The sequence below is a fragment of the Sphingobium sp. KKT206 genome (assembly GCF_055640555.1).
Genome location: NZ_JBVMWC010000003.1, coordinates 83,519 through 107,173 on the forward strand (window position 1 = coordinate 83,519; position 23,655 = coordinate 107,173).

General features: G+C 64.6%; 22 protein-coding genes and 2 pseudogenes. 4 read left to right on the plus strand and 20 right to left on the minus strand.

Annotated features, from left to right (window positions below; translation table 11 throughout):
- Positions 1–3: 3 nt before the first annotated feature.
- From ACZ2HM_RS23425 to pdhA, 5 genes and pseudogenes are all read right to left on the minus strand, one after another.
- Positions 4–693: pseudogene (locus ACZ2HM_RS23425) on the minus strand (2-oxo acid dehydrogenase subunit E2); the annotation flags it as partial.
- A gap of 265 nt (positions 694–958) precedes the next feature.
- A complete protein-coding gene (locus ACZ2HM_RS23430) occupies positions 959–1,999 on the minus strand; it encodes an IS110 family RNA-guided transposase (protein ID WP_470425647.1) in 1,041 nt (346 codons plus the stop codon).
- Positions 2,000–2,079: 80 nt separating this feature from the next.
- Positions 2,080–2,652 (minus strand): annotated as a pseudogene (locus tag ACZ2HM_RS23435) (biotin/lipoyl-containing protein); the annotation flags it as partial.
- Between the two features lie 19 nt (positions 2,653–2,671).
- Positions 2,672–4,042: a pyruvate dehydrogenase complex E1 component subunit beta gene (locus ACZ2HM_RS23440; RefSeq protein WP_011950423.1), complete on the minus strand. Its 1,371-nt coding sequence runs from the start codon at positions 4,040–4,042 to the stop codon at positions 2,672–2,674.
- A complete protein-coding gene (gene pdhA / locus ACZ2HM_RS23445) occupies positions 4,042–5,124 on the minus strand; it encodes a pyruvate dehydrogenase (acetyl-transferring) E1 component subunit alpha (RefSeq protein ID WP_011950424.1) in 1,083 nt (360 codons plus the stop codon). Before pdhA ends, ACZ2HM_RS23440 begins: the two co-directional genes overlap by 1 nt.
- A 100-nt stretch (positions 5,125–5,224) precedes the next feature.
- Here pdhA and ACZ2HM_RS23450 point away from each other — a divergent pair, with 100 nt between their 5' ends.
- Complete coding sequence (locus ACZ2HM_RS23450) at positions 5,225–6,136, plus strand: LysR family transcriptional regulator (RefSeq protein WP_011950425.1); 912 nt, start codon at positions 5,225–5,227, stop codon at positions 6,134–6,136.
- Positions 6,137–6,173: 37 nt separating this feature from the next.
- Here the strand turns inward: ACZ2HM_RS23450 and ACZ2HM_RS23455 are convergent, their stop codons facing one another.
- The 6 genes from ACZ2HM_RS23455 to ACZ2HM_RS23480 are packed head-to-tail and all read right to left on the minus strand — an operon-like array spanning position 6,174 to position 13,243.
- Complete coding sequence (locus ACZ2HM_RS23455; protein ID WP_011950426.1) at positions 6,174–6,833, minus strand: hypothetical protein; 660 nt, start codon at positions 6,831–6,833, stop codon at positions 6,174–6,176.
- Between the two features lie 5 nt (positions 6,834–6,838).
- Positions 6,839–7,348 (minus strand): DUF2726 domain-containing protein, encoded by a 510-nt coding sequence (locus ACZ2HM_RS23460; protein WP_011950427.1) that lies wholly within the window; start codon positions 7,346–7,348, stop codon positions 6,839–6,841.
- Positions 7,349–7,361: 13 nt separating this feature from the next.
- Entirely contained in the window at positions 7,362–7,562 is a 201-nt protein-coding gene (locus ACZ2HM_RS23465) for a hypothetical protein (RefSeq protein WP_011950428.1), read from the minus strand.
- Between the two features lie 50 nt (positions 7,563–7,612).
- Complete coding sequence (gene mobF, locus ACZ2HM_RS23470) at positions 7,613–10,657, minus strand: MobF family relaxase (RefSeq protein ID WP_011950429.1); 3,045 nt, start codon at positions 10,655–10,657, stop codon at positions 7,613–7,615.
- Complete coding sequence (locus ACZ2HM_RS23475) at positions 10,657–12,963, minus strand: type IV secretion system DNA-binding domain-containing protein (RefSeq protein WP_011950430.1); 2,307 nt, start codon at positions 12,961–12,963, stop codon at positions 10,657–10,659. The genes mobF and ACZ2HM_RS23475 overlap by 1 nt, the downstream gene beginning before the upstream one ends.
- Positions 12,953–13,243: a hypothetical protein gene (locus tag ACZ2HM_RS23480; protein ID WP_011950431.1), complete on the minus strand. Its 291-nt coding sequence runs from the start codon at positions 13,241–13,243 to the stop codon at positions 12,953–12,955. Before ACZ2HM_RS23480 ends, ACZ2HM_RS23475 begins: the two co-directional genes overlap by 11 nt.
- A 481-nt stretch (positions 13,244–13,724) precedes the next feature.
- Between ACZ2HM_RS23480 and ACZ2HM_RS23485 the strand changes: the two genes are divergently transcribed.
- Entirely contained in the window at positions 13,725–13,943 is a 219-nt protein-coding gene (locus tag ACZ2HM_RS23485) for a hypothetical protein (RefSeq protein ID WP_026002696.1), read from the plus strand.
- Between the two features lie 119 nt (positions 13,944–14,062).
- Here ACZ2HM_RS23485 and ACZ2HM_RS23490 read toward each other — a convergent pair whose 3' ends face one another.
- Positions 14,063–14,287 carry a hypothetical protein gene (locus ACZ2HM_RS23490; RefSeq protein ID WP_011950432.1) on the minus strand — a complete coding sequence of 75 codons (225 nt, stop codon included), beginning with the start codon at positions 14,285–14,287 and terminating at the stop codon, positions 14,063–14,065.
- 371 nt (positions 14,288–14,658) lie between these two features.
- Positions 14,659–15,474, minus strand: coding sequence for a hypothetical protein (locus ACZ2HM_RS23495; RefSeq protein WP_011950433.1), 816 nt, complete (start codon positions 15,472–15,474; stop codon positions 14,659–14,661).
- 584 nt (positions 15,475–16,058) lie between these two features.
- Between ACZ2HM_RS23495 and ACZ2HM_RS23500 the strand changes: the two genes are divergently transcribed.
- Positions 16,059–16,319, plus strand: a complete 261-nt coding sequence (locus ACZ2HM_RS23500; RefSeq protein ID WP_017184751.1) for a hypothetical protein — start codon at positions 16,059–16,061, stop codon at positions 16,317–16,319.
- 6 nt (positions 16,320–16,325) lie between these two features.
- On the opposite strand, the gene ACZ2HM_RS23505 is transcribed toward ACZ2HM_RS23500, so the two are convergent.
- From ACZ2HM_RS23505 to ACZ2HM_RS23535, 7 genes are all read right to left on the minus strand, one after another.
- The gene (locus ACZ2HM_RS23505) at positions 16,326–16,892 is read right to left on the minus strand and encodes a hypothetical protein (RefSeq protein ID WP_017184750.1); all 567 of its coding nucleotides are present in this window, start codon (positions 16,890–16,892) and stop codon (positions 16,326–16,328) included.
- A 186-nt stretch (positions 16,893–17,078) separates the two neighbouring features.
- Positions 17,079–18,158: a DUF2493 domain-containing protein gene (locus ACZ2HM_RS23510; protein ID WP_011950436.1), complete on the minus strand. Its 1,080-nt coding sequence runs from the start codon at positions 18,156–18,158 to the stop codon at positions 17,079–17,081.
- A 901-nt stretch (positions 18,159–19,059) separates the two neighbouring features.
- Positions 19,060–19,662 (minus strand): hypothetical protein, encoded by a 603-nt coding sequence (locus ACZ2HM_RS23515; protein WP_011950437.1) that lies wholly within the window; start codon positions 19,660–19,662, stop codon positions 19,060–19,062.
- 32 nt (positions 19,663–19,694) lie between these two features.
- The gene (locus ACZ2HM_RS23520; RefSeq protein ID WP_011950438.1) at positions 19,695–20,024 is read right to left on the minus strand and encodes a hypothetical protein; all 330 of its coding nucleotides are present in this window, start codon (positions 20,022–20,024) and stop codon (positions 19,695–19,697) included.
- A gap of 58 nt (positions 20,025–20,082) precedes the next feature.
- Positions 20,083–20,412: a single-stranded DNA-binding protein gene (locus ACZ2HM_RS23525; protein ID WP_011950439.1), complete on the minus strand. Its 330-nt coding sequence runs from the start codon at positions 20,410–20,412 to the stop codon at positions 20,083–20,085.
- A 608-nt stretch (positions 20,413–21,020) separates the two neighbouring features.
- On the minus strand, positions 21,021–21,329 hold the full coding sequence (locus ACZ2HM_RS23530; RefSeq protein WP_011950440.1) for an alkylphosphonate utilization protein: 309 nt from the start codon (positions 21,327–21,329) through the stop codon (positions 21,021–21,023).
- Positions 21,330–21,344: 15 nt separating this feature from the next.
- Positions 21,345–23,165 (minus strand): phosphoenolpyruvate carboxykinase (GTP), encoded by a 1,821-nt coding sequence (locus ACZ2HM_RS23535; RefSeq protein ID WP_011950441.1) that lies wholly within the window; start codon positions 23,163–23,165, stop codon positions 21,345–21,347.
- A 179-nt stretch (positions 23,166–23,344) separates the two neighbouring features.
- Between ACZ2HM_RS23535 and ACZ2HM_RS23540 the strand changes: the two genes are divergently transcribed.
- On the plus strand, positions 23,345–23,653 hold the full coding sequence (locus ACZ2HM_RS23540; protein ID WP_049771328.1) for a helix-turn-helix domain-containing protein: 309 nt from the start codon (positions 23,345–23,347) through the stop codon (positions 23,651–23,653).
- The last annotated feature ends 2 nt before the right edge of the window (positions 23,654–23,655 follow it).

Here is a 23,655-nt window from a genome sequence, read left to right on the forward strand (position 1 = left end):
GATTCAGGCCAACAGTGTCAGCGGCTTCTCAACGATGCGCTTGAAAGCGGCCATCAGTTGCGCACCGTCCGCCCCATCGATCGCGCGGTGATCGAAGCTGCCGGTTACCGACATCACCGTGGCAACGGTCAGCGCATTGTTCACTACATAAGGCCGCTTTTCGCCCGCGCCGATCGCCATGATCATGGCCTGGGGCGGGTTAATGACAGCCTCGAACTGCTTGATGCCGAACATGCCCATGTTCGACAGGCTGGCGGTGCCGCCCTGATATTCATGCGGCTGCAATTTACCGTTGCGCGCGCGCTCCGCCCTATCCTTCATCTCGCTGGAGATTGCGGCAACGCCCTTGGCGTTCGCGCCCGCGATGATCGGCGTGATCAGGCCGCCGGGGATCGATACCGCCACCGAAATATCGACGCGGCTGAACCGCAGCAGATTGTCGCCGGCAAACTGCACATTGCAGCTGGGCACTTCGATAAGGGCGGCCGCCAAGGCCTTGACCAGCAGATCGTTGACCGAGAGCTTGACACCGCGTTCGGCAAGCCCGTCGTTGAGATCGGCCCGAAGCTTCAGCAATGGATCGAGGTGGATATCGGCCGTGAGGTAGATGTGCGGAACCTGCTGCTTCGATTCGGTGAGCCGTCGGGCAATGACTTTCCGCATGTTTGACAGCTTGACGACTTCGTGTGGAATGTCGTCTGTGGATGGCTCCCGCGTTGCAAGCATAAAGTGATGATCTGACGTTCCGTCGGGTGCAGTCGTCTGTCCGGCCTGTTGATGCAGTCGGTGCAGACTGCTGGCCCTGATGGGGTCCGCGAACAAGGTCCGATCGGGTTTGCAGGCTATTACGCCTATGACATTCCTTGGGTTGTCCTTGTTCCCGGTCCGACCGGTTTTGCCATCACATCCTTCGCTCTCACAACCTCGTGAAGCTGATCTCCTCAGCTAAACTCTTGATCTATGCTGCCGCCAGCATCGGCGCATGCCCGCGTTCGAAGACGCCGCCGCGCGCCATGACCGCCCATGCGATCCGCGCCATCTTGTTGGCGATGGCGACCGAGGCGACACGCGCGGGCTTTCTGGCGAGCAATGCGACGAAGCGCGGATCGACCGTGCTGGGTTTCTGCTTGGCGTATCGGACGAGCGCGGTTGCGCCGACAACCAGGAGCTGCCGCAGATATCGGTCGCCCATCTTGGTAATGCGCCCCAAGCGTTCCTTGCCGCCACTCGAACTCTGTCGCGGGGTCAGCCCTAGCCAGGCGGCGAATTGGCGCCCTGACGAGAACTGGCTTGGATCGGTCACCGACGCGGCGAGTGCGGTCGCGCCGATCGGCCCGATACCAGGGATCGTCGCCAGACGCCGGGCCCGCTCGTCGCTCCGCTGCAGAGCGGCGAGACGCAGGTCGAGCTTGCGTAACTGGGCGTGAAGCTGGAGCAGTTGCCCTGCCAGCATGGCAACGACGTTGGTCGCCTCGGTCGGCAGATCGATCTTTGACTCGCCGTCGACGATTTCCCGCGCCATCTGCATTGCCTTCACGATCCCGACCGGGATGGCGACGCCCAGTTCTGCGAGCACGCTGCGCATCATGTTCACCAGCTGCGTGCGCTGTTTGATCAACAGCTGGCGCACGCGGTGCAGCGACAACGCCGCCTGCTGCTCGCGCGACTTGATGGGCACGAACCGCATCGTCTGACGTGTAACCGCTTCGCAGATTGCCTCAGCATCGGCGGCGTCGTTCTTTCCGCGCTTTACGTAAGGCTTCACGTAAGCCGCCGGCATCAGCCGAACCTCATGACCCAGCTTGGTCAGTTCGCGCGCCCAGTGATGCGATGTCCCGCAGGCCTCGGCGCCTACCAGGCACGGCGGCAGCTTCTCGAAGAACGGTAGCATCTGCGATCGTCGCAGCGCCTTGCGAATGACGACCTCACCGGTCGCGCTGATACCGTGAACCTGAAAAACGTTCTTGGCCAAATCGAGGCCGATCGTGCTAATCTCCATGGCGGGTGGCTCCTTCTCGGGTTGCATGACAGCAAACCCATCTTGGCACTTAGATGCCGTGAGCGGGAGCCATCCACCGCATCCGGTTCGATCGACGGTACTGCGGCGGCAAACGCCGCGGGGACCCCCGGAGCGACGGCCGGCATCGAGGCAGGCGTCGCGCCATCAATGTCAACCTTGACGATGCGGCCATTAGGCCCGGAGCCTCTTATCGTAGAAAGATCGATGGCGCTTGCCTCCGCCAGACGACGGGCAAGCGGGCTGGCCTTGATACGGCTGGCACCAATTGCGGGTGCGGCTGACGACGCGACAGGAACAGCGGCGGGAATGGATGTAGCGACCTTGTCGGCAATCTCGGGGGCCGGCAGAAGCGCGGGAACAGCCCCTTCCCCGATAGCGGTGATATCCTCGCCTTCGGCGGCAAGCATGGCGACGACGGTCCCGACCTTCACGCCTTCTGTACCTTCGGGGATGAGGATTTTCGCGATAATGCCTTCGTCCACCGCCTCGAATTCCATCGTCGCCTTGTCGGTTTCGATTTCGGCCAGCAGGTCGCCAGACTTCACCACATCGCCCTCCTTCACCAGCCATTTGGCGAGCGAACCCTCCTCCATCGTGGGAGACAACGCGGGCATCTTGAGTTCAATCGGCATTTTCGAAACTCCGCAGGCGTCAGCGATAACGGACGCGCTTGACCGCCGCGACCACGTCATCCGCCTTGATGAGCGCGGCCTTTTCCAGATTCGCGGCATACGGCAGCGGCACGTCCTTGTTGGTGACGCGGAGCACCGGGGCGTCGAGGTCGTCGAAGCCTTCCTGCATGGCGATGGCGATGATCTCCGAGGAGATGGAGCAGACCGGCCAGCCTTCCTCCACCACCACCATCCTGTTGGTCTTGGCGAGCGACTTCAGCACGGTTTCCTTATCGAGCGGGCGGAGCGTGCGCAGGTCGATCACCTCCGCGTCAACACCTTCATCTGCCAGCTTGTCGGCGGCTTCCAGCGCGACACCGACACCAATGGAGTAGCTCACCAGGGTCACGTCACGCCCCGCGCGGGCGATGCGGGCCTTGCCAATCGGCAGGACATGATCGTCCAGCTTCGGCACGTCGAAGCTCTGGCCGTAGAGCAACTCGTTTTCCAGGAACACGACCGGATCGGGCGAGCGGATCGCGGCCTTCAGCAGCCCCTTGGCGTCGGCGGCCGAGTAAGGCGCGATCACGATCAGGCCAGGAACGGCAGCATACCAGGGCCCGTAATTCTGGCTGTGCTGGGCGCCGACGCGGCTGGCGGCGCCGTTGGGGCCGCGGAACACCACCGGGCAGCGCATCTGGCCGCCGGACATATAGTTGGTCTTGGCCGCCGAGTTGATGATGTGGTCGATCGCCTGCATGGCGAAGTTGAAGGTCATAAACTCGACGATCGGCTTCAAGCCGCCCATCGCCGCGCCTGTGCCTATGCCGGCAAAACCATACTCGGTGATCGGGGTGTCGATGACGCGGCGATCGCCGAACTCTTCCAGCAGGCCCTGCGTCACCTTGTAGGCGCCCTGATATTGCGCCACTTCCTCGCCCATCACGAAGACGCGGTCGTCGGCGCGCATCTCCTCGGCCATGGCGTCGCGCAACGCCTCGCGCACCGTGGTCTTCACGATCTCGGTGCCGGCGGGAATATCGGGATCGGCAACCGCCGCGCGGGGCGCAGGCGCCGCAACCGGCTGCGGGGCCGGCTCCGCCGCCTTGGGCGCGGGTGCCTCGACCTTGGGAGCGGGGGCGGCGGCTTGGACCGTCACGGCGCTTTCACCCTCGCCAGCGATCAGCGCGATCACCGCGCCCACTTTCACGCCGTCGGTGCCTTCAGGAATGACGATCTTGGCGATGATGCCCTCGTCCACTGCCTCGAATTCCATCGTCGCCTTGTCGGTCTCGATCTCCGCGAGGATGTCGCCGGATTTCACCGCATCGCCTTCCTTGACGAGCCACTTTGCGAGCGTACCCTCCTCCATGGTGGGAGAAAGCGCCGGCATCTTCAGTTCAATCGCCATCAATATTGCCCCACCAGCACATCGGTATAGAGTTCGGCAAGCTCGGGCTCCGGGGCCTGCTCGGCGAAGTCGGCGGCTTCCTGAACGATCTGGCGGATCTCCTTCTCCAGCGCCTTCAACTCATCCTCGGTGACGCCGGCCGCCTCCAACTCCTGCTTGAGATGCTCGATGGCATCGGACTTGTCGCGGACCGCCTGCACTTCCTCGCGCGAGCGGTACTTGGCCGGATCGGACATGGAATGGCCCCGATAGCGGTAGGTCTTCAATTCCAGGAGGATCGGCCCCTTGCCGGACAGCACCCACTGCCGGGCTTCCTCAGCAGCGCCACGGACAGCGAGCACGTCCATGCCGTCCACCTGGATGCCGGGGATGCGGAAGCTCTCGCCGCGCCGATAGAGTTGGTCCTCGGCCGACGCGCGGTTGACGCTGGTTCCCATGGCGTACTGGTTGTTCTCGATCACGAAAATCACCGGCAGCTTCCACAGCTCCGCCATGTTGAAGCTTTCGTAGACCTGTCCCTGATTGGCCGCGCCGTCGCCGAAATAGGTGAGGCAGACGCCGCCATCATCCGCATATTTATGCTTGAAGGCTAGGCCCGTGCCCAGCCCCACCTGCGCGCCGACGATGCCGTGGCCGCCATAGAAGCCATGATCGACCGAGAACATGTGCATCGACCCGCCCTTGCCGCGTGAAATGCCCGCAGCGCGGCCGGTCAGCTCTGCCATGATGACCTTGGGATCGATCCCGTAGGCCAGCATGTGGCCGTGGTCGCGATAGCCGGTGATGACGCTGTCCTTGCCCACCCTCATAGCCGATTGCAGGCCGACGGCGACGGCCTCCTGCCCGATATAAAGATGGCAGAAGCCGCCGATCATGCCGAAGCCGTAAAGCTGGCCGGCCTTTTCCTCGAAACGGCGGATCAGCAGCATCTGGCGGTAGAGTTCCAGCATCTCCGCATTGGTCGCCTGATAGCGGACGGGCTCGGCCGGACGTTCGCGATTGGAGGCGGATCCAGATGAAACCGAAGCCCGCCTTGCCGGCCCGGCTCGGCTCTCTGCCTTCACATGCTGCTCTTTGGCCACGAACCCTTCCCTTCCCCTGCCTGCTGCGCTTTCGGGGTCTGGCCATGAGATAAATGTCACATCAGTTCAAATCATAGTTCATTCGATGTATGTATAACCAATGGTGATGAATCGGATCGCGCTCTACCATCTGGAAACCCTGCTTTGGATCAACCGCCTTGGCTCGTTCAGCGCGGCAGCGAATCGCCTCAACACCACGCAACCGGGCATTTCCGCGCGAATACGCGAACTTGAGAATCACCTGGGAATTCCGTTGTTCGCGCGACAAGGGCGTAACATGATCCTGTCTGTCCAGGGCCGTGAACTGGTGCGCCGATGCGAGCAGGTGTGGCCGTCGCTTCAACAGGCCCTGCTCAATCCGGTGGACCTCAGCAGCGTGGCCGGCATCGTCCGTATCGGATCGGGTGAAATTGCGGCCGCCAGTTGCCTGTCCGCTTTCGTGAATGCGATCCGTCAGGAGATGCCAGGGCTTTCACTGGAGATCGAAATCGACCTGACATCGAAACTGATCGATGGACTTCTAAGTGGCGCGGCCGATCTGGTTTTCGCGATCGGTCCCGTTGAAATGCCCGGCATCAAGACGCGGCGGATCGGCGAGGTCGAGTTGATATGGCTCGCGTCTCCCAGCCTCGCGAACATGCTGGAGCAGCGACTCGTGCCCCCAAAAGACCTGCTGTTCTGGTCATTGGCACGAAGCTCCCCCATGCATGCGATCATGCATGATGCCTTGGGTGGACTGGGATATCATGACGGGAAGATAAACACCTGCAACGACCTGCATTCTCTGATCGATATCATCGTGTCCAGCGGCGGCGTAAGCTTGTTTCCTCTCAACATGGTGGGAGAGAAGATATCTAGTGGCGAGATCGTTCGCGTTTTCGATCAGTCACCGCCTCCTATTCTGTTGCAGGCAGCGATCCGATCTGCTGAGAAGGACCCGATCATTCTTCATATCTTCGAAATTGCCCATGCGCTGAAAACCGAAGAGGTATCGGCGCCCGCCGCTCGATAGGACCGGGTCTTCGGCCGCGCTTCCGCATGATCGTTCGTTACAGGGGCGCTGGACCGCGCCAGTTGGGCCGTGTCGGCAATGTGCCGTTCGGACGCCTGTGCAGGTCGATGCCATTGCCCCGTTGTCTGGTGAACACCATCAGCGGCACGACGGCGTCATAGGTCGTTGACGAACCGAAAAAGTCCACCGGGCCGTGCCAACGCTGCCCTTCCGCCACTTTCATCCGATAGGTTCCAGGTGGAACCGCGATTATCGCCCGATCGTTCTTGCGGACATAGACCGAGATCACATGCCGCCCGCTTTGAGGGTCGAAGAGCTGAACGACGGCGTTCGCATCGGAGGTCGTGACTGCCATCCGCGATGTCGCCCCGGCCGGATCCAATGCGGGGTTGACCGTCACGCTGCCCGTTTCGGGGAAGGGTAATCCGGGTTCACTATCCGCCAGCCAGCCTTCCCGCTTCAGCGAATGCCACACCGGGATAGCGATGAGAAACAGGCTCAACGCGAGCGACATCCAGCGCAGCATCCCGCCGGCATTACCGCGCGATCCCCTCAACCGGCCGCGCTGATAATCGAAACCGCGGTTGACGGGATCGAACCAGGCGCCCTCGACGCGCCCGGCCCGATCGTTCCATCGGGTTCCCTTCGCGCGCGCGCGATAGCGCTCGCGCATATAGTCGCGATCTTTGAGCCCCATGCCGGTTATCCCTGATATGCGGCGCTCGCCGCACCGTCGCGAAGGTCACCCACGAAACCGAGCACCGTCTGTACCGTGGGGCTTGCACCAGCGGGGATCCGCAATGTGTGATAGCCGGCCCGGGCGGTCATCGCGTCACGCTCCCGATCCTTGCCGGGATCGTGCGAACGATCGTCGATCTCGATCAAGGCGACCACCCTTCCCGTCGTGGGATCCTCGACCACAAAGTCGATGATCTTTCGCTGGAAGCGATTCCAGTCCGCTGGGGTCGGCCGCCGGCCCGGCACCGATGGAACCTTGAGGAGGGCTCCCATCGAGACCTGGGCATGGAGGCGGTACATGGGCAGGATGTGCTCGAGCGCGGCCAGCATGGCTTGCTCGCGCTGCGTCATGAATGGCCGCGCCACTGGGTCGAGCGGTTTCTGTGGAGTGAAGCCTCGGGACATTTTCGACCAGCCAAGCGCGACGATGACGCCCACCAGCAGAAGCGAGGCGAGAAATTCAAATGTGCTCATTGTAGCCCTCCGTTCAGCCCCAGCCGTCCCGGCGACCTTCGCCATTGTCGCGCAGCTTACGGCCATCGAGGGCCGACCGGCGGATGTTGAGTTCGACCTCCTCACCCTTGCGGGTCAGCTGGACATCACGCGGATCGATGTTGTTGCGCTTCGCATAGTCTTCGGCTGCCCGTTCGCTCCCGAACTTGCCAGCCTCATCGAATTCCCAACCCATCGTTCGTCTCCTTCTCTTCGCCGCAGGCACCACGCCGGCGACTTCTCCATTCACAAGTCGAGCCCGAGGCTGCGCTCGGGCAGCGGTGGCAGCGGATCGCCGCGATCGGGTTTCAGATCGGGCGGCGCTTGTGGGGCCTTCGCGGCCGGCGCAGATGCCGCGCCATCGGGCAGAGGCGGCAGATCGCTTGGAACGGGAGCAAGATCGGACAGGTTGACGCCGTCGATCGGACCGGGATCGAACTTCTCGCGGGGTTGCGCGCCCGGCCCCTTCCTGCCGTCGATATCGAGGCGGCCGAGCGTCTCGAGCGAGGAGGTCTTGTTGCCGGGATTCATGTCGAGCTGCCGCGCGAGCTTCTCCTTGTCGTCCACGACCATTGTCAGCTCGTCGCGCACGCGCGTGACCCCGACGTTGAAGAGGCGCTGGTTCGAGAGGTTGCGCTCATGCGACGACATGACGGTGATCGCCTTGTCGGTGGTGATCCCCTGGGCCATGTGCATATTAAGGCTATAAGCAAGGTCGAGCCGAGATAGCATCGGGTCACCGAGGCTGAGCGTGAGGAGCACCTTGTCCGCAGTCTCAACCTTCACGCCATCGGCATCGACGCCCACAACGCGCGCAAGCGCGGCATTGTGCAGGCCGCGCTGCTTGTCGTTGGCCGTCCAGCGGATGCGGTCCCCTTCGCGCAGCTGAAGGTCCTTCTTTTCAGAAAGCTGCAGGCGATCGCGCTGCTCGGTCGGCGACAGCTTCTGGGGATCGAAGCGTATCCTGCGCCGACCGTCCGACAGTTCGACCTTCCCGTTGGCGTGGACCTTGAGGACGTCGTAGCGTCCCGCCTTGATCCCGACGTCCTGCGCGCCGCCGCGGCCGACCTCGAGCGTCTGGCCCTGACGGTAGGTCGAGGCATAGCGCAGCTCCTCGCGCGTGGTGTTGACCCGCTCAAAGACAGTGAGATGGATCGCCTGGCCCTTGACGCTCCCTTCCGCGATCAGGCCATCTTGGATGCGCTGGTTGATGACGGCGCGCGCGTCGCGGCCCGAAGCGAAGACAGCGGTCGCCTCCCGTTCGCCAGGGGAGAGCTCGAGCCACATGTCGGCCGCAGCGGCGGCCGGCTCCCCCGCCTCGACGACACGGTCCCCCAGCACTTTCAGCGCCGCGCCGGCCTTGCCGATATTGGCGAGCGCCGCGACGGTGCGCAGTTGGTCGGTGCGTTGGCGGATATTCTGATCCATCCGCGCCATCGTGCCGCCGCCCGCCTGGATCATGGCGAAGGCCTTGCCCGCGTCGATCGAAGAGAGCTGCTGCCGGTCACCGACCAGAACGAGCTTGTCGACGCCCAAGGCTGCTGTGATCTGGTGGAGCTTGAGCATTTCGTTCGACGACACCATCGAGGTTTCGTCGACGAGAAGCATGGTACCGGCGAGCTTCTCGCGCGCAGCCTCATATCCCAGCGTGTCACGCTCGGTCACGAACCGCTCGTTGGCGAGCACGAAGGAAGCGATCGTCTGGGCCTTGATGCCCGCCCCTTCGGCGAGGTCCGCGACCATCTTGTTCTGGAAGGCAAGTCCGGTGATCCGGGCGCCCTCCTCCTCGGCGACCCGCGCGACCGCCTGGAGCATGGTGGACTTGCCCGTGCCGGCGGCGCCCTGCACCGAGACGGTACGATCGGCGGATGACAGGATCATCGTCGCGGCGGCGAGCTGCCCAGGATTGAGCGGCCGTTCGGCGGCATCCTGCAATCGCTGCGGCGCATCGGCGGCCGCCACAATTGGCTCGGACTTCCCTTTCCCCTCCTCGACGGCGGCAAGAATCTTCTCTTCGGTCCGCAGCGCCTCCTGCGTGGTCACCATGCGGCCAGTCCGGTCCGCGGCTGTCGCGACGCCCGGGATGAGCTGACGGTTCTGCACGAGCCGGTCGATCCGCCTCTCGATCAGGTCGACGGTGACGCCCTTGAGACCGAGATCGAGCGCGGTCTTGCCGAGCAGATTGACGGGCCATGCGGCCTCACGTTCGGAGAGGATCCGGACGGCGGACGCGACCGCGAGCTGCGCGCGCGCTTCCGCTGGCGACTTGACCGCGCGGGCGAGCGCATTGTCCACTAAAGGGTCCTGGGGGCGGAGCAGCGCACCCAGCGTCTGGCGGGCACCAGTTACGGCATCGACAATGGCGCGGTAGCCGCGCTCGAGAGCATTTTCCGAAGACGCCATCCCGGCGCGCGCCTCGGCTGCTGCCCGCAGGTCCTTGCCGTCGAAGCCGTGGGCAGCGGCCTGGTCGATCCAGCCCTGCTTCAGCGCGGCGCGGTCCTCGACGTCGAGCTTGGGATCGCGCGAGCGTTTGGTGATTTCGCGCAGGCCCTCCGGCGACTTGATGCCGAGCCGCGTTGCGTGATCGAGGATCTCCTCGCGGCGCTGGCTGAATTCGCCGATGACCGCCTTGGGAACGCCGGCAATCTCAAAGGTGCCATGCTTGCCCTTGAGGTCCACCTGATAGCCGATCCGCTCGAGCCCGGCGCGCAGGAAAGCATGGTAGATCGAGCCGATGATGCTGTTGTGGCTCCAGAGTTTGTCGGCGTGGAGTGCCTGCCATTTGCCATCGGGCATGCGGGTGAGGTTGGCGATGACGGCGTGGATGTGGGCCTGCGGATCGAGCGCCCGGCTCGTGTCGTGCTGGAAGAGCGCGTAGACGAGATTGCCCGTCTGGACCGGGACCTTGCGCCCCTCGATGTCGCGACGCCCTTCCGCGAGGTTCTTCTCGACCCAGGCCATGGTCGCCTTGACCGCGGCCATATTGGCGTCAAGCACGCGCTTGTCGCCGGCGACATAGGCCATGACCGAAGCCGACTTCGGCATGGAGAAGGTGAGGTCGTAGCCGGCGCGCCGGTTCTCGACCTGGGCGACCGCTTCGCCGCTTGGGAGGATACCGTTCAGCACGCCCTCGAAGGCGTCCTTCGAGACTTCTCCGGACAGGCCGATCGCCTCGGCGCCCTCCCCTCCCCAGGCGCTGATCTCGGACGAGCCCTCGACCGTGTAATAGTCGTCCTTCGCGAAATAGTTCGCGGCACCGGAAGCGGAGCGGACGCCGGCGACCGAGAGCATCAGATGCCCATGTCCATGCCGTCATCCTCGCGGCCGGTGGAGAAGTCGTGGCGCAGCTCGATCAGGGTCTGGTCCTCGACCTGTGGGCTCGTCTCCCCGTGCCGGTGGCCATCACGACGATCGTCCCGGTCGCGCGCGGAAACCGGCTGTTCCTCGCCGCTGGCGCGCGCCGCCTGCGCCCTGTCCGCGCTATGCGTGCCAGGCGTCGCCTGTTCGTCCCGGTCGTCCGCCCGCTGCGCCGCGCGGCGGGCGGCATCGTCCTCCTCCTCGACCTCGGCCGACAGGATCCGTGCGGCGAGATCGCGGGCGAGATTGGTGATCTCGGCCACTTCCTCCACGACCTGCAACGAGCCGTCGCGCCCGCCCGCCTCCCCTGCCCCGTCTTCCTCGAACACCTCCTCTCCGCGCCTTGAGCGTACCGGCCCGACATCGGGCCGTTGGACGAAGCCCTGGGCGACCTGGGGATAGTCCTTCCACTCGAGCAGGATGCGCGCGGCGGGGAAGCCGTCGGGGAATTTCACGAAGCCGTGCATCGAGGGCAGGTTGGTGATGTCATCGGCGATGACGAGTGGTTCGACCTGCTTGCGCGGGGTCAGGGTCGAAGCGTCGCGGGTGTTATTGTAGCCGTAGCTATAGGCCTCATCCATCTGGCGAACCTCGCGGTTGCCGATGTAGCGCGCGCACTGCTCGGCCGTGTCGAGATCGGCCGTCGCGAGGATGAGCTTGGAGCGGGCGAGCGAGGCGAGATTGCGTGCCCCTTGCTCGCCATAGACTTCGACCAGCTTCTCGAAGCTGTGGATGCCCAGGATCATCGCGCCGCCAAACGCGCGCGCCGTCTGGAGACCATTCTCGATCGCCGGAAGGCGATGCAGTGCGCCAAGCTCGTCGAACATGAACCAGGTGCGCAAGCTGCGGGTGCGCGGCAGCGTCATCAGCCGGTTGATCGCGAGATCCATCCACAGCGTGAGCAGCGCCCGGTTCATCGGCAGATCGACATAGTTCGACGTCACGAACAGGATCGATCCGGGCTTCTTGTCCCGCGTGATCCAGTCGCGGATCGAGAAGGATTCGCCCTCGTCGGGAAGGAAGCGAAGGACCTGCGCATTGGTGTTGAAGACGGCGCGGATCGATTCCGCCATGCGGGCCGCTTCGGGGGCAGTGAGCGGGTCGGCGATGGTGTTGGCGAGGAAGCGGTGGACGCGCTTCAGGTCGGCCGTCATCAGGTTCTCGGACAGCGCCAGATTGCTGGTCTGCCCCCGCTCCATCAGGCGAATGCACATCTCGATGAAGAGGGTGCGCGCTGCGAGCGCCCAGAAGGGTTCGGACGAACCGCCATCCGAAGGGATTAGCGCCGCCGCGGCGGCCGTGAATTCGCTGTGGGTGCGGCAATCGTTGAAGATCGACCAGGCCGGGCAGCGCGCGTCCATGGGATTGAGGATCGTGTCGCGTGTGGGATCGTAGAAGGCTTCGACATAGGCGCCGGTGAGATCGAAGATGACGGCCGTGTCCTGGCGCTCGCGCATCTGGGTGACGAGGCTTCTGAGCTCGGTCGTCTTGCCTGATCCGGTGGTGCCGATGAGCATCGCATGGGATTGTTCGGTGCGGTGCGGAAAGGGGATGCCCGCGAGCGTGTAGGGATGATGGATGCCGGCTTCCTTGCGCGCTCGGAACGGGAGCGCGAGAACCTGCCGCGAGGACAGGCCGGGGAAGAGGTCGGCCGCCTCCTCTTCGAACTTCACCCGGTTATGCTCGTTGATCTCCACCAGAAGCACGCTGCGATCAACCAGCATGGCGCCGCGTTCATGCCGTTCCTGAAGGATCGAACGGCCGCGCCGATGCGAGATGTCGACGAACCAGATGGCGGCCGGAATGGTGATGAAGACCGAGATCAGGAAAGCGCCGATGAGGCCCCGCATCGCGACGGCCCAGGCTGTGATGACCTCGGGAATATAGGGCACCGCTTTCATCACGGTGCGCATGAGGTCGCCGTTCGGCAGCGTGACGTTGACGCGCTTGTTCGGATTGAGGTCGATCCAGTTCCAGAGGGTCGCATAGACCTTCATGCAGACGAGCTGGAAACCATGCTCGTCGAGCTTGAGCGACATGATGATGAACCAGGCGGCGAGAAAGGCGAAGAACCAGAGGATGAAGGGCAGCTTGGCGCCCGAGAACCACATCAGCATCTCATGGGTGAGTAGCTGGCTGCCGCGGGTGAAATTGCCGGCATTGCGCTGCACGCGGCCGCGCGCCGAATGATGGGTGAGCGGGACGGGACGCCCGTCCGTGCGGATGTCCTCACGCGCCATGATATTGCTCCAGACGTTTGTCGGTTTCCGCGATGATGCGGTCGCGATATTCGGGGAATTGTTCGCGGATGATGATGTCGAGCGCGAGATGCTGGAACTCGCTGATGCGGGCGATCCGACGGTGGCTTGAGGTCAAGAGCTGGCCGGATCCCAGGAAGGCATCGACGGCCGCGCGCAGCAGGTCGGACGGCGTGCATCCGCGCTCCGCGGCGAGCGCTACGAGGCGATCATATTTGCTCCGGTCGAGCCGGACCGAGCAATGCTTGTAGGGAATGGTCAAACCGAGCCTCCTAGCAGGGAGGCTGGTGGGGTCTCAGAAACCGATCCGACTTATAGCGCAATCGTGTCGGTGGAGCAAGAAAATCGCATGCGCGGCGCGGAGCGTGTTCTCGTGTAACACGCTGAAATGGCCGATTTTCGTGTGTTTTGTGGGCAGCGAAATCCTGTCCCACAGCCGCACACGCACCAAGACCGCCATAAGTCGCTGGAATTGTTCCAGAACCCAATGCACCGAGGTGCGTTCGGTGTGCTTCTCTGCACCAGGGCTGATCCACTCCCCGGGGCGTCTTGTGACGCGATCAAATGGCATGGGGAAGCGCCTCCGGCGGGACGCCAGGCCGTCCGGTGGACGGAAGGAAAGCCATGGTTGCGGCAGTTGACCAACCGCTTGGCGGGCGCGCATTCCGTGCTTCCGGCATGGCCGGTGAGCGCTTATAGTGGGCCTGTTCATAGCCCGATCAGCGTGAACCGAGAGGCCCTTCATGGCACGCACATTGGAACAGGAAAGAGCAGCGATAGAAGAGGAAGGCCGCAAGCTCGAGGAGCGACGGCAACGGCTGGAAGAGAAGGAACGCGAGGCCGCGATCCAGGCTCTTGAGAAGACCGGCCTGCTGAAGCTCGACGGCAAGCGATTGGGTGGGCTCGTTGCCCGTATCCGGTCGCTCGGCATCGACGAAGTGGAAAAGCGCCTCACGGCCTGAACAGCCCCCGCCGCGACCCTTGTCGCGGCACGGGCATGGGGGGTTCGATGCCCCCCATGCCCGTAACATCGCCACACAAAAAAAGGGAGAGGCGCGTGCGCGCCCCTCCCCGTCTTGCCTCAATATTCGTCGAGCAGTCCGCCCGGCACGCTGTGGACGATCCGGTCGATGATCGTCATCGGCAGCGCGCCGTAATCGCCCTCGTCGATGGTGATGTAGCCCGCCTCGTCGTCCGCCACGACGTGCTGGTCGAAGTAGCTGTGAAGCGCGCGGCGTTCGGCGTTCGCGATGGCTGCGAAGAAGGCGGCGTTGTCGGCGGCGGCGCTGGTCGAGATCATCTGCATGGATTCGCTCCTGTCTGTCTTGAATGACAGGAGCGGCGCGTCAGGCGGCCGAGGCCGGGTCAAGGACCCGCGAAGCGGGCCGCGAAGCGGCGGTGGGGGTCACGATTTTCTTCGGCGGCCACCACGCCGAAGGACGAGCGCCTCCCCTCGATCCGCCGAAGAAAATCGTGGGGCCCCGCCGTCCTTGAGGCGGCCTCGGACGTCTGACAGAATGGGAAGACTGTGAGAGATGTTCCCTCTCGTCGGGAGACCTCGGCCGAGGCGTAGCGACGTGCGGACCGAAGGGTCCGCATGGCACGCGAGCGAGCCGGGGCATCGAGCCATCTCGTCGAAAGAACGGGACCGAGCGCGTGGCCCGGTCCCGGCTGCCGTCAGGGGTGACGGCCGCAATGGCAATAGTGTTCGTCGATGCCGGTCAGGGAGCATAGGCCGGGTCCGAAGTCGGCATATCGCTCGTCCTCGCCCGCGATGTAGCCGTGGTCATTGGCGATCTTGACGGCGTAGCGGCGCAGGTCCGGATCAAGCTTGTTGATGGCGCGTGCACAGGCCGTGGAGAACTGGCGGGCGTAGAGTTCGTACGTCGCGCCGGCGGTGGCCCGCATCTCCGCTTCGGCGAGCCGTTCCGCGTCGGCACGCAACTGTTCGAGGGTCAGAAACTGCGGCGTCTCCTTGATGCACGAACCCCCGGATAGAGCGATAGGCTGGTTCTGGATCACCACGCGATAGGCCGGGCTATCGTCCGAGAGTGCTCGAAGGATCGCGTAGCCGTTCGATCGGGCGACCTGGCGTGCGATGCGGCAAGTTAGGCGGTAGAGCCGGTCATGCTCGGCCCTGAAGAAATCCCGTTCGGTGGAGGTTTGGGCAACGCTGACTAAGCGCCCGCAGGTCTGGGTAAGTGCGAGATATCTTTCGAGCAGGCGAATGAGCCGGAAGCCAGTCGCTTGCGCTGGCCAGTAGCCCGGCTCGTGCGGTTGGACAATATGGGCGGTATCCGGCCGGACGTCGTCGATGTCGTCATCCGGATTGTCCGGCACATGGTCGTCGGGGATCCGATAGACGGTTCCGCAGTGCGAGCAGCGCGCGCGTTCGTCGACATGATCATATTGCTCGGCGTCGAAGAGGGTCGTGCAGTTTGGACAGAATGGGGTGCTGAACAGCGTGCGCAGGGAGTGGTGAAGATTGTCCATCGAAGCCTCCGTTGATGATGGTGCGCTCCCCATCTCGCATCGATGAGGATGGGCTCATCTGGACGCGGTGTTGAGGCGGTCAGGGACGGCATGGCCGCCGCGTGAGCGGGCAGCGGGGGGAGCCGATTTTGTCGCCGGGAAGCGCAGCGCGCCGGCCGGCAAAATTGGGGGGACCGCTGATCCTTGACGGCCGATCGACACCCAGCGTCATGCTTTGGCGATGAAGCCTCGTCTGATGCCGAGATGTGAGAGAGCTTGGGTCCCGTCTCCCATCTTAGGCACGTGTCCGTGCCTGCCGGCAAGGCACTGTGGCTCGCTGTTCAGACGACCCACCTTGGTGTCTTCCCATGTCTGTGATAGGTGGCTGTTTGCGCCGCGAAGGCCGTGGCGCCGGGACTGGTAATCCCGTCGAGAAAGGCAGCTCGGTGTGATCTCACGCCGGGGTGCCTGCGCATATGTCCAGGTGCCTTGGTGCTAAAAGCGTAGGCGCATGTCTCGACGTGTTACCAGCCCCGGCTCCCGCGCCTCGTGCGCGGGAGTTTTGAGCAAGGGTTCGACCTTTGCGCATTGCGGGGAGCCTGGGGATGACCAATTCGGGACGAGAGATTGTTCCCCGCCGCGCGAAAGCCGCACCGCGCACGCCGGAATCAATCGACATATATGATCCGCAGGGAATCGATTCAAACGTCCGCCGGGCCCTCGCAGTCGTGCTGATGCGTGAGGCGATGGCGGCGCTCGAGCAAGCTGGCGAGCAGATGGCGACCTGTCATTTACAGGCGGCGATCGACAGCCTCATGCGTCGAAGGACCGACAGGATCCCGCCGGAGAAGAATTGCCGGGACTAACGCATGTCAGGCCCATGCGAAGCGGGCAGCCTCGCGCTCCTGCGCGCTCGCGACGAGACGCTCTAGTCGGGGCAGGTAATGACCGACACCGCGCAGCGCCGCGCGGCTCGGCGTGGCCGGATCGGACAGCCGGGCGCGTAGGAGATCGATGGGGATGTCACCGACGCTGTCAGGCTCGATCGCGAGCGCTTCGAGCAGCGCGTAGGCATTGCCGTAGGCGAGATCGAGTTCGACGCCCTGATCGGACGTGAGGGCGACGCGCAGGATGATCTCGGCGCTGCTCGGGCAGTGATGGATCGCGATGCGCTTGCCTCTGAACTGGGCCTCCTCGACGACTGCGATGACAGTGGCCTCGTGGTCGAAAATGCCCGTGATCGCGGCGAGCGCGAGTGGACAGACGCGCGCCTCGAAGCTGTCGCCAAGATATTCGTCGGGTTCGAGCAGCGCGATGCCGATACGATCTCCTTCGGAACGGAGGAACCGGCGGAAAGCCGCAAGCTTGCGGGCTGTGATGATGGCGCTGGGCGAGGCTGTATCGTCGGCCGGCTCGGTGATGCGGAACAGGATGGACACGGGCTTGGTCTCCTCGGCTGAAAGCGCCTCGCCTCTCCCCTCTTTCCTTGGCCCTTTCGGGTATTGTCCGTGCGGCGCGCGCCAGCGCCCGGCGGTGCGCGGGGGTTCGATGCCCCCGCGCACCGCATCCTCGCAGCGAAAAAGCAGGAGAGGCCCCGGCGATTGCCGGAGCCTCTCCCGGACGCGTCACCGACGACGGCGACCACCGCCGTTCACCATGGCGGCGTAATAGTCGTCCTGGGTCCAGGGATCGAATTCGTCCCGCGACTTTGCGGTTCTGCCGGTGGGCTGGGCGGGCTGCGGCTTGGCTGACGGTTCGAGCTTCACGATGTGGAGGGGAACGCCTGCCTGCCGCAGCTTCTGGGCGAGGTTCATCTGGATGCCGGAGCCTTCGCAGACGACAGCTTCGACCGGCTTGAGGGCGAGCAGCCGATCGTTGCGGACGAAGGCGGCCTTGGCCCCCAGCCGGCGGTCGAGGCGGAACATGATGACCTTCACGCCGCGTGCTGCTGCCCATGCCTGCGCGATGGCATCGCAGCCCTTGGTCTGTGCTGTCGTGGCGAGGATCATCTCCGGGATGCGGGCCAGGATCGAGTCCAGACCCTTCCAGAGCATGTCATGATCCTCCCAGACCTGACCGCCCGAGAAGGCAACGACCGGACCTTCCGGAGCGAACTGCTCACGGCGTTCCCGCATCCGGGCGGCGAGATAGTCTCGGGCGTCGATCATCGAGGCGGTGACGCCCTTCGAGACCCGGCTGCCGCGCGTCGGCGAATAGGGCCGTCCGGTCTCGACCCGGTAGACGTCGGCGGCGTGGTCGCGCATGCATTCCATGGCATCCCGGCACCCCTGCAGCGTCTGGCAGAGCAGCTGCGCCTCCTCGATCTGCGATGCGTAGATTTCGCTGGGATCGAAGCTGCGCGCGAGTTCGCCAAGCTCCTTGGCCGCATCGTCCTCGCGGTCGCTGATGCGCTTCGCCACCACATGGAAGCTGTTGACGAAGCCCCAGGCGAGATCGCTCGCGAAGGGTTCGAGGCGGGTGTCGCGGAACACATCGAAGAGCGTCGCCATCACCATTTCGACGGCGGCTCGGCTCTGTTCCGGATCGGGCATTTCCAGTTGCTCGCTCTCGTCGACAGGCGAAAGCTTGGCGCGCTCGTCATGCTCGATGAAGGCGGCTTCGTAGAGCGGGCTACGCTGGTCGGTTCCCGTCTCGCTGGCGATGAAGCTGGCGAAATCGGCGAAGTTCGAGAAGGACTTGGACATGTTGGCCTCCGTGGCTTTTGGATGTCTCATCCACGCGATGAGGCCTTGTTCAGGACATGCGGCGGTCAGGGAGGTCGGGGACGTTAACCGGGAAGCCGGCCGCGGCCGGACCCCGGTTGACGCCGCACCAGCGGGGAGCGGGGGAACCGATTTTTTTCGGGTGGGCGCGGCAGCGGCCGCACGAAAAAATTGGGGGGACCGCTCATCCTCGACGGACTGCCAACCCCGCATGCCAAACTAGGCAGACACAAGAGAGGAATAGGGATTTCAAACCTCACCGGGGGAATCCCGCAAGCGGGTTCGTCACCCGAATGGGCGGAGACGGGCCGAAGGCCTGGCTCCGTGAGCTTGGCCGGGGCACGTGCGGTACGCGCGGGCGGCGGCTTAGCGAATAGAGCCCCGGTCCCGCCCGGCGCGAAGCGTTGGGCGGGATGCGCCGAAACCCTCTTCTCTTCTTCTTGTCCGGGCAAAACCTCGCCGGCCCGCCCGGCACTGGATGGTCACCGCAAACCTCCCCGGTGCCTGACGTCCTGGGGCGTCACGGTATCGATCACCTGGATTGAGGAGCTGGCTGCGAGGCAGTTCGATCGCCGGCTGACACGCTCGCGCCCGCATGTCCGAACGGGGCTGAGCGATAGGGCCCGGGCGCAGTGAACGCGGCTCGCGGCAGGGCGATGAACCTCACGCGGCACAAGGCGCGGCACAACCTGCGGCACGCATGAGAGCCGGGTCACGACAGGAGCCGCCGGCGTCCGGATTTCACCGGGAGGTGGGCACGGCAAGTGGAAAACGCCACCAGCGGTGGTGGCGCCCGGCTGTGCGCTCGCGCGGGCAGATGATAGTCAGGCTCGAGCGAAAGGCAGGGCGAAGCCAACGACACTCGCCGGCTTCGCCGCACGGATCAGATAGGCCTGATCCAGTCGGCCGCCGGCTGCCAGCCGATGATGTCGCTGCCGCTATCGCTGACCGCATCGGCCGAGATGTCGCGCCAGGGCGACCGCGGCCGATAGGTCGGCATATGCCGGGCGGTGAGCAGTTCGAAGGTCGAACAGGTGTAGCCGCTCAACCTGATCGCGAGCACGGGCTGGTTCTCCGGCGGTAGGCCCGTGAAGACTGAGATGAAGCCCGCGGGAACCGGATGCAGTGTCGCATCGATCATCGTGCGCGCGAGCCGGGTCTCGAGTTCACCGGCTTCGCTGCCCCAGGGATGGGCATCGATGTCGATCTGGTCGGCGGCGCCGGCCGCGGGGAGGTAGGAGAATTCGCCGGACCAGCACCGGCTCTGGGGATGGAGCGCAGCGACGTCGGCCGCGAGACCGGCATCGCCGGTCTCGGAGCGGAGCCAGTCGGCCATGCCCGGCGTGAGCTTGCCCGAAAGCTTGCGCGCGGCGGTCGGCGCCGCGTCGAGTTCGGGAAATTCGACCAGCCACCAGGCGAGCCGATGGTGAAGGACGATGCCGTAGCAATGGGCGGCGGCGGTGTTCGAAGGGGCAGGTTTGATCATGACGGTACTCCGTTCGAAAGGCGTGTGACGGGTCAGTGGACCGACCCGTCGTGCGCGAAGATGGAATGGGGAATGGTCAGCTGATGCTCGCTGGCGATCAGCGACCAGGCTGCGGCGAGATCTTCGTAATATTCGCAATCGACGATCGCATCGGCGCTCGCCTCGCCGAACTGCACTTCCTCGAAGTCGCGGACATGCGCGGCGTCGGTCGCCTCGGTGATCGCCTGGCCGAGGTGCGCGGCGATCTCGTGGCGGTTAAGGCTGTCTGCCGCGCGGCGGATGCGCTCGACCATGTTGGGGTTGGTGATCTCGACGCCCTGGGCGATTCCGGCGATGTCGTCGAAGCTGGTGAGAGTGAACATCTTGCTCTCCATCTGAAGGAAGGTGGAGGGCGGCCGCGAGCGACCGCCCGGGAGACGGTCAGAGGAACTCGATTTCCTCGGCGACGATGTCGGTGTTGTAGTAGGTGCGCCCGTCGCGCTCGTTGCGGCTGTAGCGGATCTCGCCGACCACCAGGAGCTTGTCGCCCTTCTTCTTGTTGTTGGCGACCGACTTGCCGAGGCCGTTGAAGGCCTTGACCTGATGGAACTCGTCGTAGGTTTCGGTGTAGCCGTTGTCGTCCTTCTGGACCTGGCCGTCCTTGATCACCGGCTTCGAGGTGACGAGGCTGAAGCTGACGCCGCCCTTGCTGTCCGTGCCGAAGCGGGTGATGTCCGAGGTGATGCGGCCCGAGAGAAAAACCTTGTTCATGGCCTGATGCCTTTCGCGTTTCACGCCAGCGGGCCGATCCCGCTGGGATGAACAATCGCGAAGGCCCGTGATCGAGGGGGCACCGCACCTGCGCTTCAGCGCGGGGAAACCCCCATTTTTCGAGTGGTGCGGGCAGAGGCCGTCAGGCCTCAACACGGTCGGAAAATGGCGGGTTGCGGGGATCCCGCACGGGCGTAGCGTTCATCCAGACAAGCGGATGGCCCCGCGGTGATATCGGCAAGGCGCGCGGCATGGACGGTCTTCACACGGACCCGCCACGGCGAGACACGCCGGCAGCACGACTGCAGCGCGCGTCAGACATTCATCGGTGCCCAAATGGTCGGGGACGGCCTGCGTCGCAGCTTGACATCGGCGCGCCTTCCACGGCGGCGTTACGCCGTCAGGTCATGCCGGGCGGCGCTCGGCTAGCGCCAGACACGAGAAGGGCGCGGCGCCAAGTGGTCGGGCATGATCACCGGCCGCGTGGACGGCGATGGGCGCAGGTTCTGACGCCGTCCACGCAACTCGGTCAGGCTCCATGACCATCGGGCCGCGGGGCACCGGCCTGCTTCGTCCTTGGAGCGGTCGGCGAAGCCTCGCCAGCCATGTCAGTGCTTGCGGACGAATTCCGCGCGCAGGACCAAGCCCTTGATGCCTTCGTAGCGGCAGTCGATTTCCTGAGCGTCGCCGGTCAGCCTTATCGCCTTGATCACGGTACCCTTGCGCAGGGTCTGCCCCGCCCCCTTCACTTTGAGGTCCTTGATCGTGATGATGCTGTCGCCATCGGCGAGGACGTTGCCAACGGCATCGCGGACCTCGATCGTCTCGGCGGTCCGGGCATTCACGGCTGCCTCGGCAGCGGTGATCCAGTCGCCAGAGGCTTCGTCATAGACATAGTCGTCGTTTGCGTCGGTCACGATCGATGGCGCCCTTCACGCCAGACGGGCTTCGAGCGCGCCGAGTTCGGCGGTCAAGGCGGCGGGCAGGCGGTCGCCGAAGCGCGCATAGTCACGGCGGATGCGCTCGGCCTCGGCGCGCCATTCATCGTCATCGACGGCGAGCAAGGCGGTGACCGCGTCATCCGACAGATCGAGCCCCTGCAGATCGAGGTCGTGCCTATTGGGAAGGCGGCCGATGGCCTTGTCTTCCGCCTCGACGCACCCGTCGAGCCGGTCCGCGATCCATTTGAGGACGCGGGCGTTGTCGCCGAAGCCGGGCCAGAGAAAGCGGCCATGGGCATCCTTGCGGAACCAGTTGACGTAGAAGATGCGTGGCAGCTTGGCTGGATCCGCTGCTTCTGCTCCCAGCTTGAGCCAATGCGCGAAGTAGTCGCCCATATTGTAGCCGCAGAAGGGCAGCATCGCGAAGGGGTCGCGGCGGACATCCCCGATCTTGGTCTCGGCCGCAGCCGTACCTTCGGAGGCGACATTCGAGGCCAGGAACACACCGTGCTGCCAGTCGAAGGCCTCGGTGACGAGCGGAGCGGTCGTCGCGCGCCGGCCGCCGAACAGGATCGCCGAGATCGGGACGCCCTTGGGATCCTCCCATTCGGGTGCGATGGCCGGGCACTGGCCGGCGGGACAGGCGAAGCGCGCGTTGGGATGGGCGGCCGGCGTCCCGAGATCGGGAGACCAGGCCTGGCCGCGCCAGTCCGTAAGCCCGTCGGGCGGCTCCTTCGTCAGGCCCTCCCACCAGACATCACCGTCGGCGGTGAGCGCGGTGTTGGTGAAGATCGTGTTGGCGTTGAGGCTGGCCAGGGCATTGGCGTTGGTCGTTGCGCTCGTCCCGGGTGCGACGCCGAAGAATCCGGCCTCGGGATTGATGGCATAGAGCCGGCCATCGTCGCCAAAGCGCATCCAGGCGATGTCGTCGCCGATCGTTTCGGCCTTCCAGCCTGGAATGGTTGGCTGCAGCATGGCGAGGTTGGTCTTGCCGCAGGCCGAGGGAAAAGCGGCGGCGACATAATGCACGCCGCCTTCGGGCGAGGTCAGCTTGAGGATCAGCATATGCTCAGCAAGCCAGCCGTCGTCGCGGGCCATGACCGAGGCGATGCGCAGCGCATAGCATTTCTTGCCTAGCAGGGCGTTGCCGCCATAGCCCGATCCATAGGACCAGATCTCGCGCGTTTCAGGGAAATGGACGATATATTTGGTCTCGTTGCAGGGCCAGGCGACGTCGGCCTGGCCGGGCGCCAGCGGAGCGCCGACCGAGTGGACCGCGGGAACGAATTCGCCGTCATCGCCCAGGGCTGCCAGCGCCGGTGCGCCCATCCTCGTCATCACGCGCATCGAGAGCACCACATAGGTACTGTCGGTGATCTCCACGCCGAGCGCGCTGATGGGCGAGCCGATCGGCCCCATGGAGAAGGGCACGACATACATGGTGCGTCCGCGCATGCAGCCGTCGAATAGGCCGTGGAGCGTATCGCGCATCTCATGCGGTGCGCGCCAATTGTTGGTAGGGCCGGCGTCGGCCTCGTCCTCGGCGCAGATGAAGGTGCGGCTTTCGACGCGCGCGACGTCGCGTGGATCGGATGCGGCCCAGAAGGAGTTGGGACGCTTCGCGGGATCGAGGCGGCGCAGGGTTCCGGCGGCGACGAGCTGCGCGGTAAGCGCGTCCCACTCGGCCTCGGAGCCATCGCACCAGTGGACCCGGTCCGGTTTGGTAAGGGCGGCGATCTCGTCCACCCAGGCGGCGAGGCGACGATGGCGAGTCGGGGCGGCCAGCGTTTCAGCGATAAGGGCGTCCGACATCGAAACTCTCCGAATACCTGGGCGTCGCGTCGAGCGCGCGCGGTTAAAAAGGTGGTTTGGGTGCCTGAGCGTTAGCAGTTTGATGGCGCTGAAAGCAAGTTTAGGATAGCATGATAGATACTCTACAACGCTTTTAAGCGATCCTTGACGTCATTTCTGATGTATTTTACATCATGCCGATGCTCACTCCGGCCCAGCTTCGCGCGGCGCGCGCGCTTCTCGGAATCGACCAGCGCACGCTCGCCGAGCGCGCCGGCGTATCGCTTCCCACGATCCAGCGGATGGAAGCGGCGAGCGATGGCTATGTCCGGGGCGTCGTCGACACCTTGACCAAGGTGGTCGACGCGCTCGAACGCGAGGGCATCGAACTCATCCGGGAAAACAGCGTTAGCACGAGTGGCGGGCGTGGCGTCCGGCTGCGCGATCCCACCAGCCCGACCCTGCGCGAGCCCGTGCGGCGCACGCCGGACAATGCGTCGGCGTCATAGCG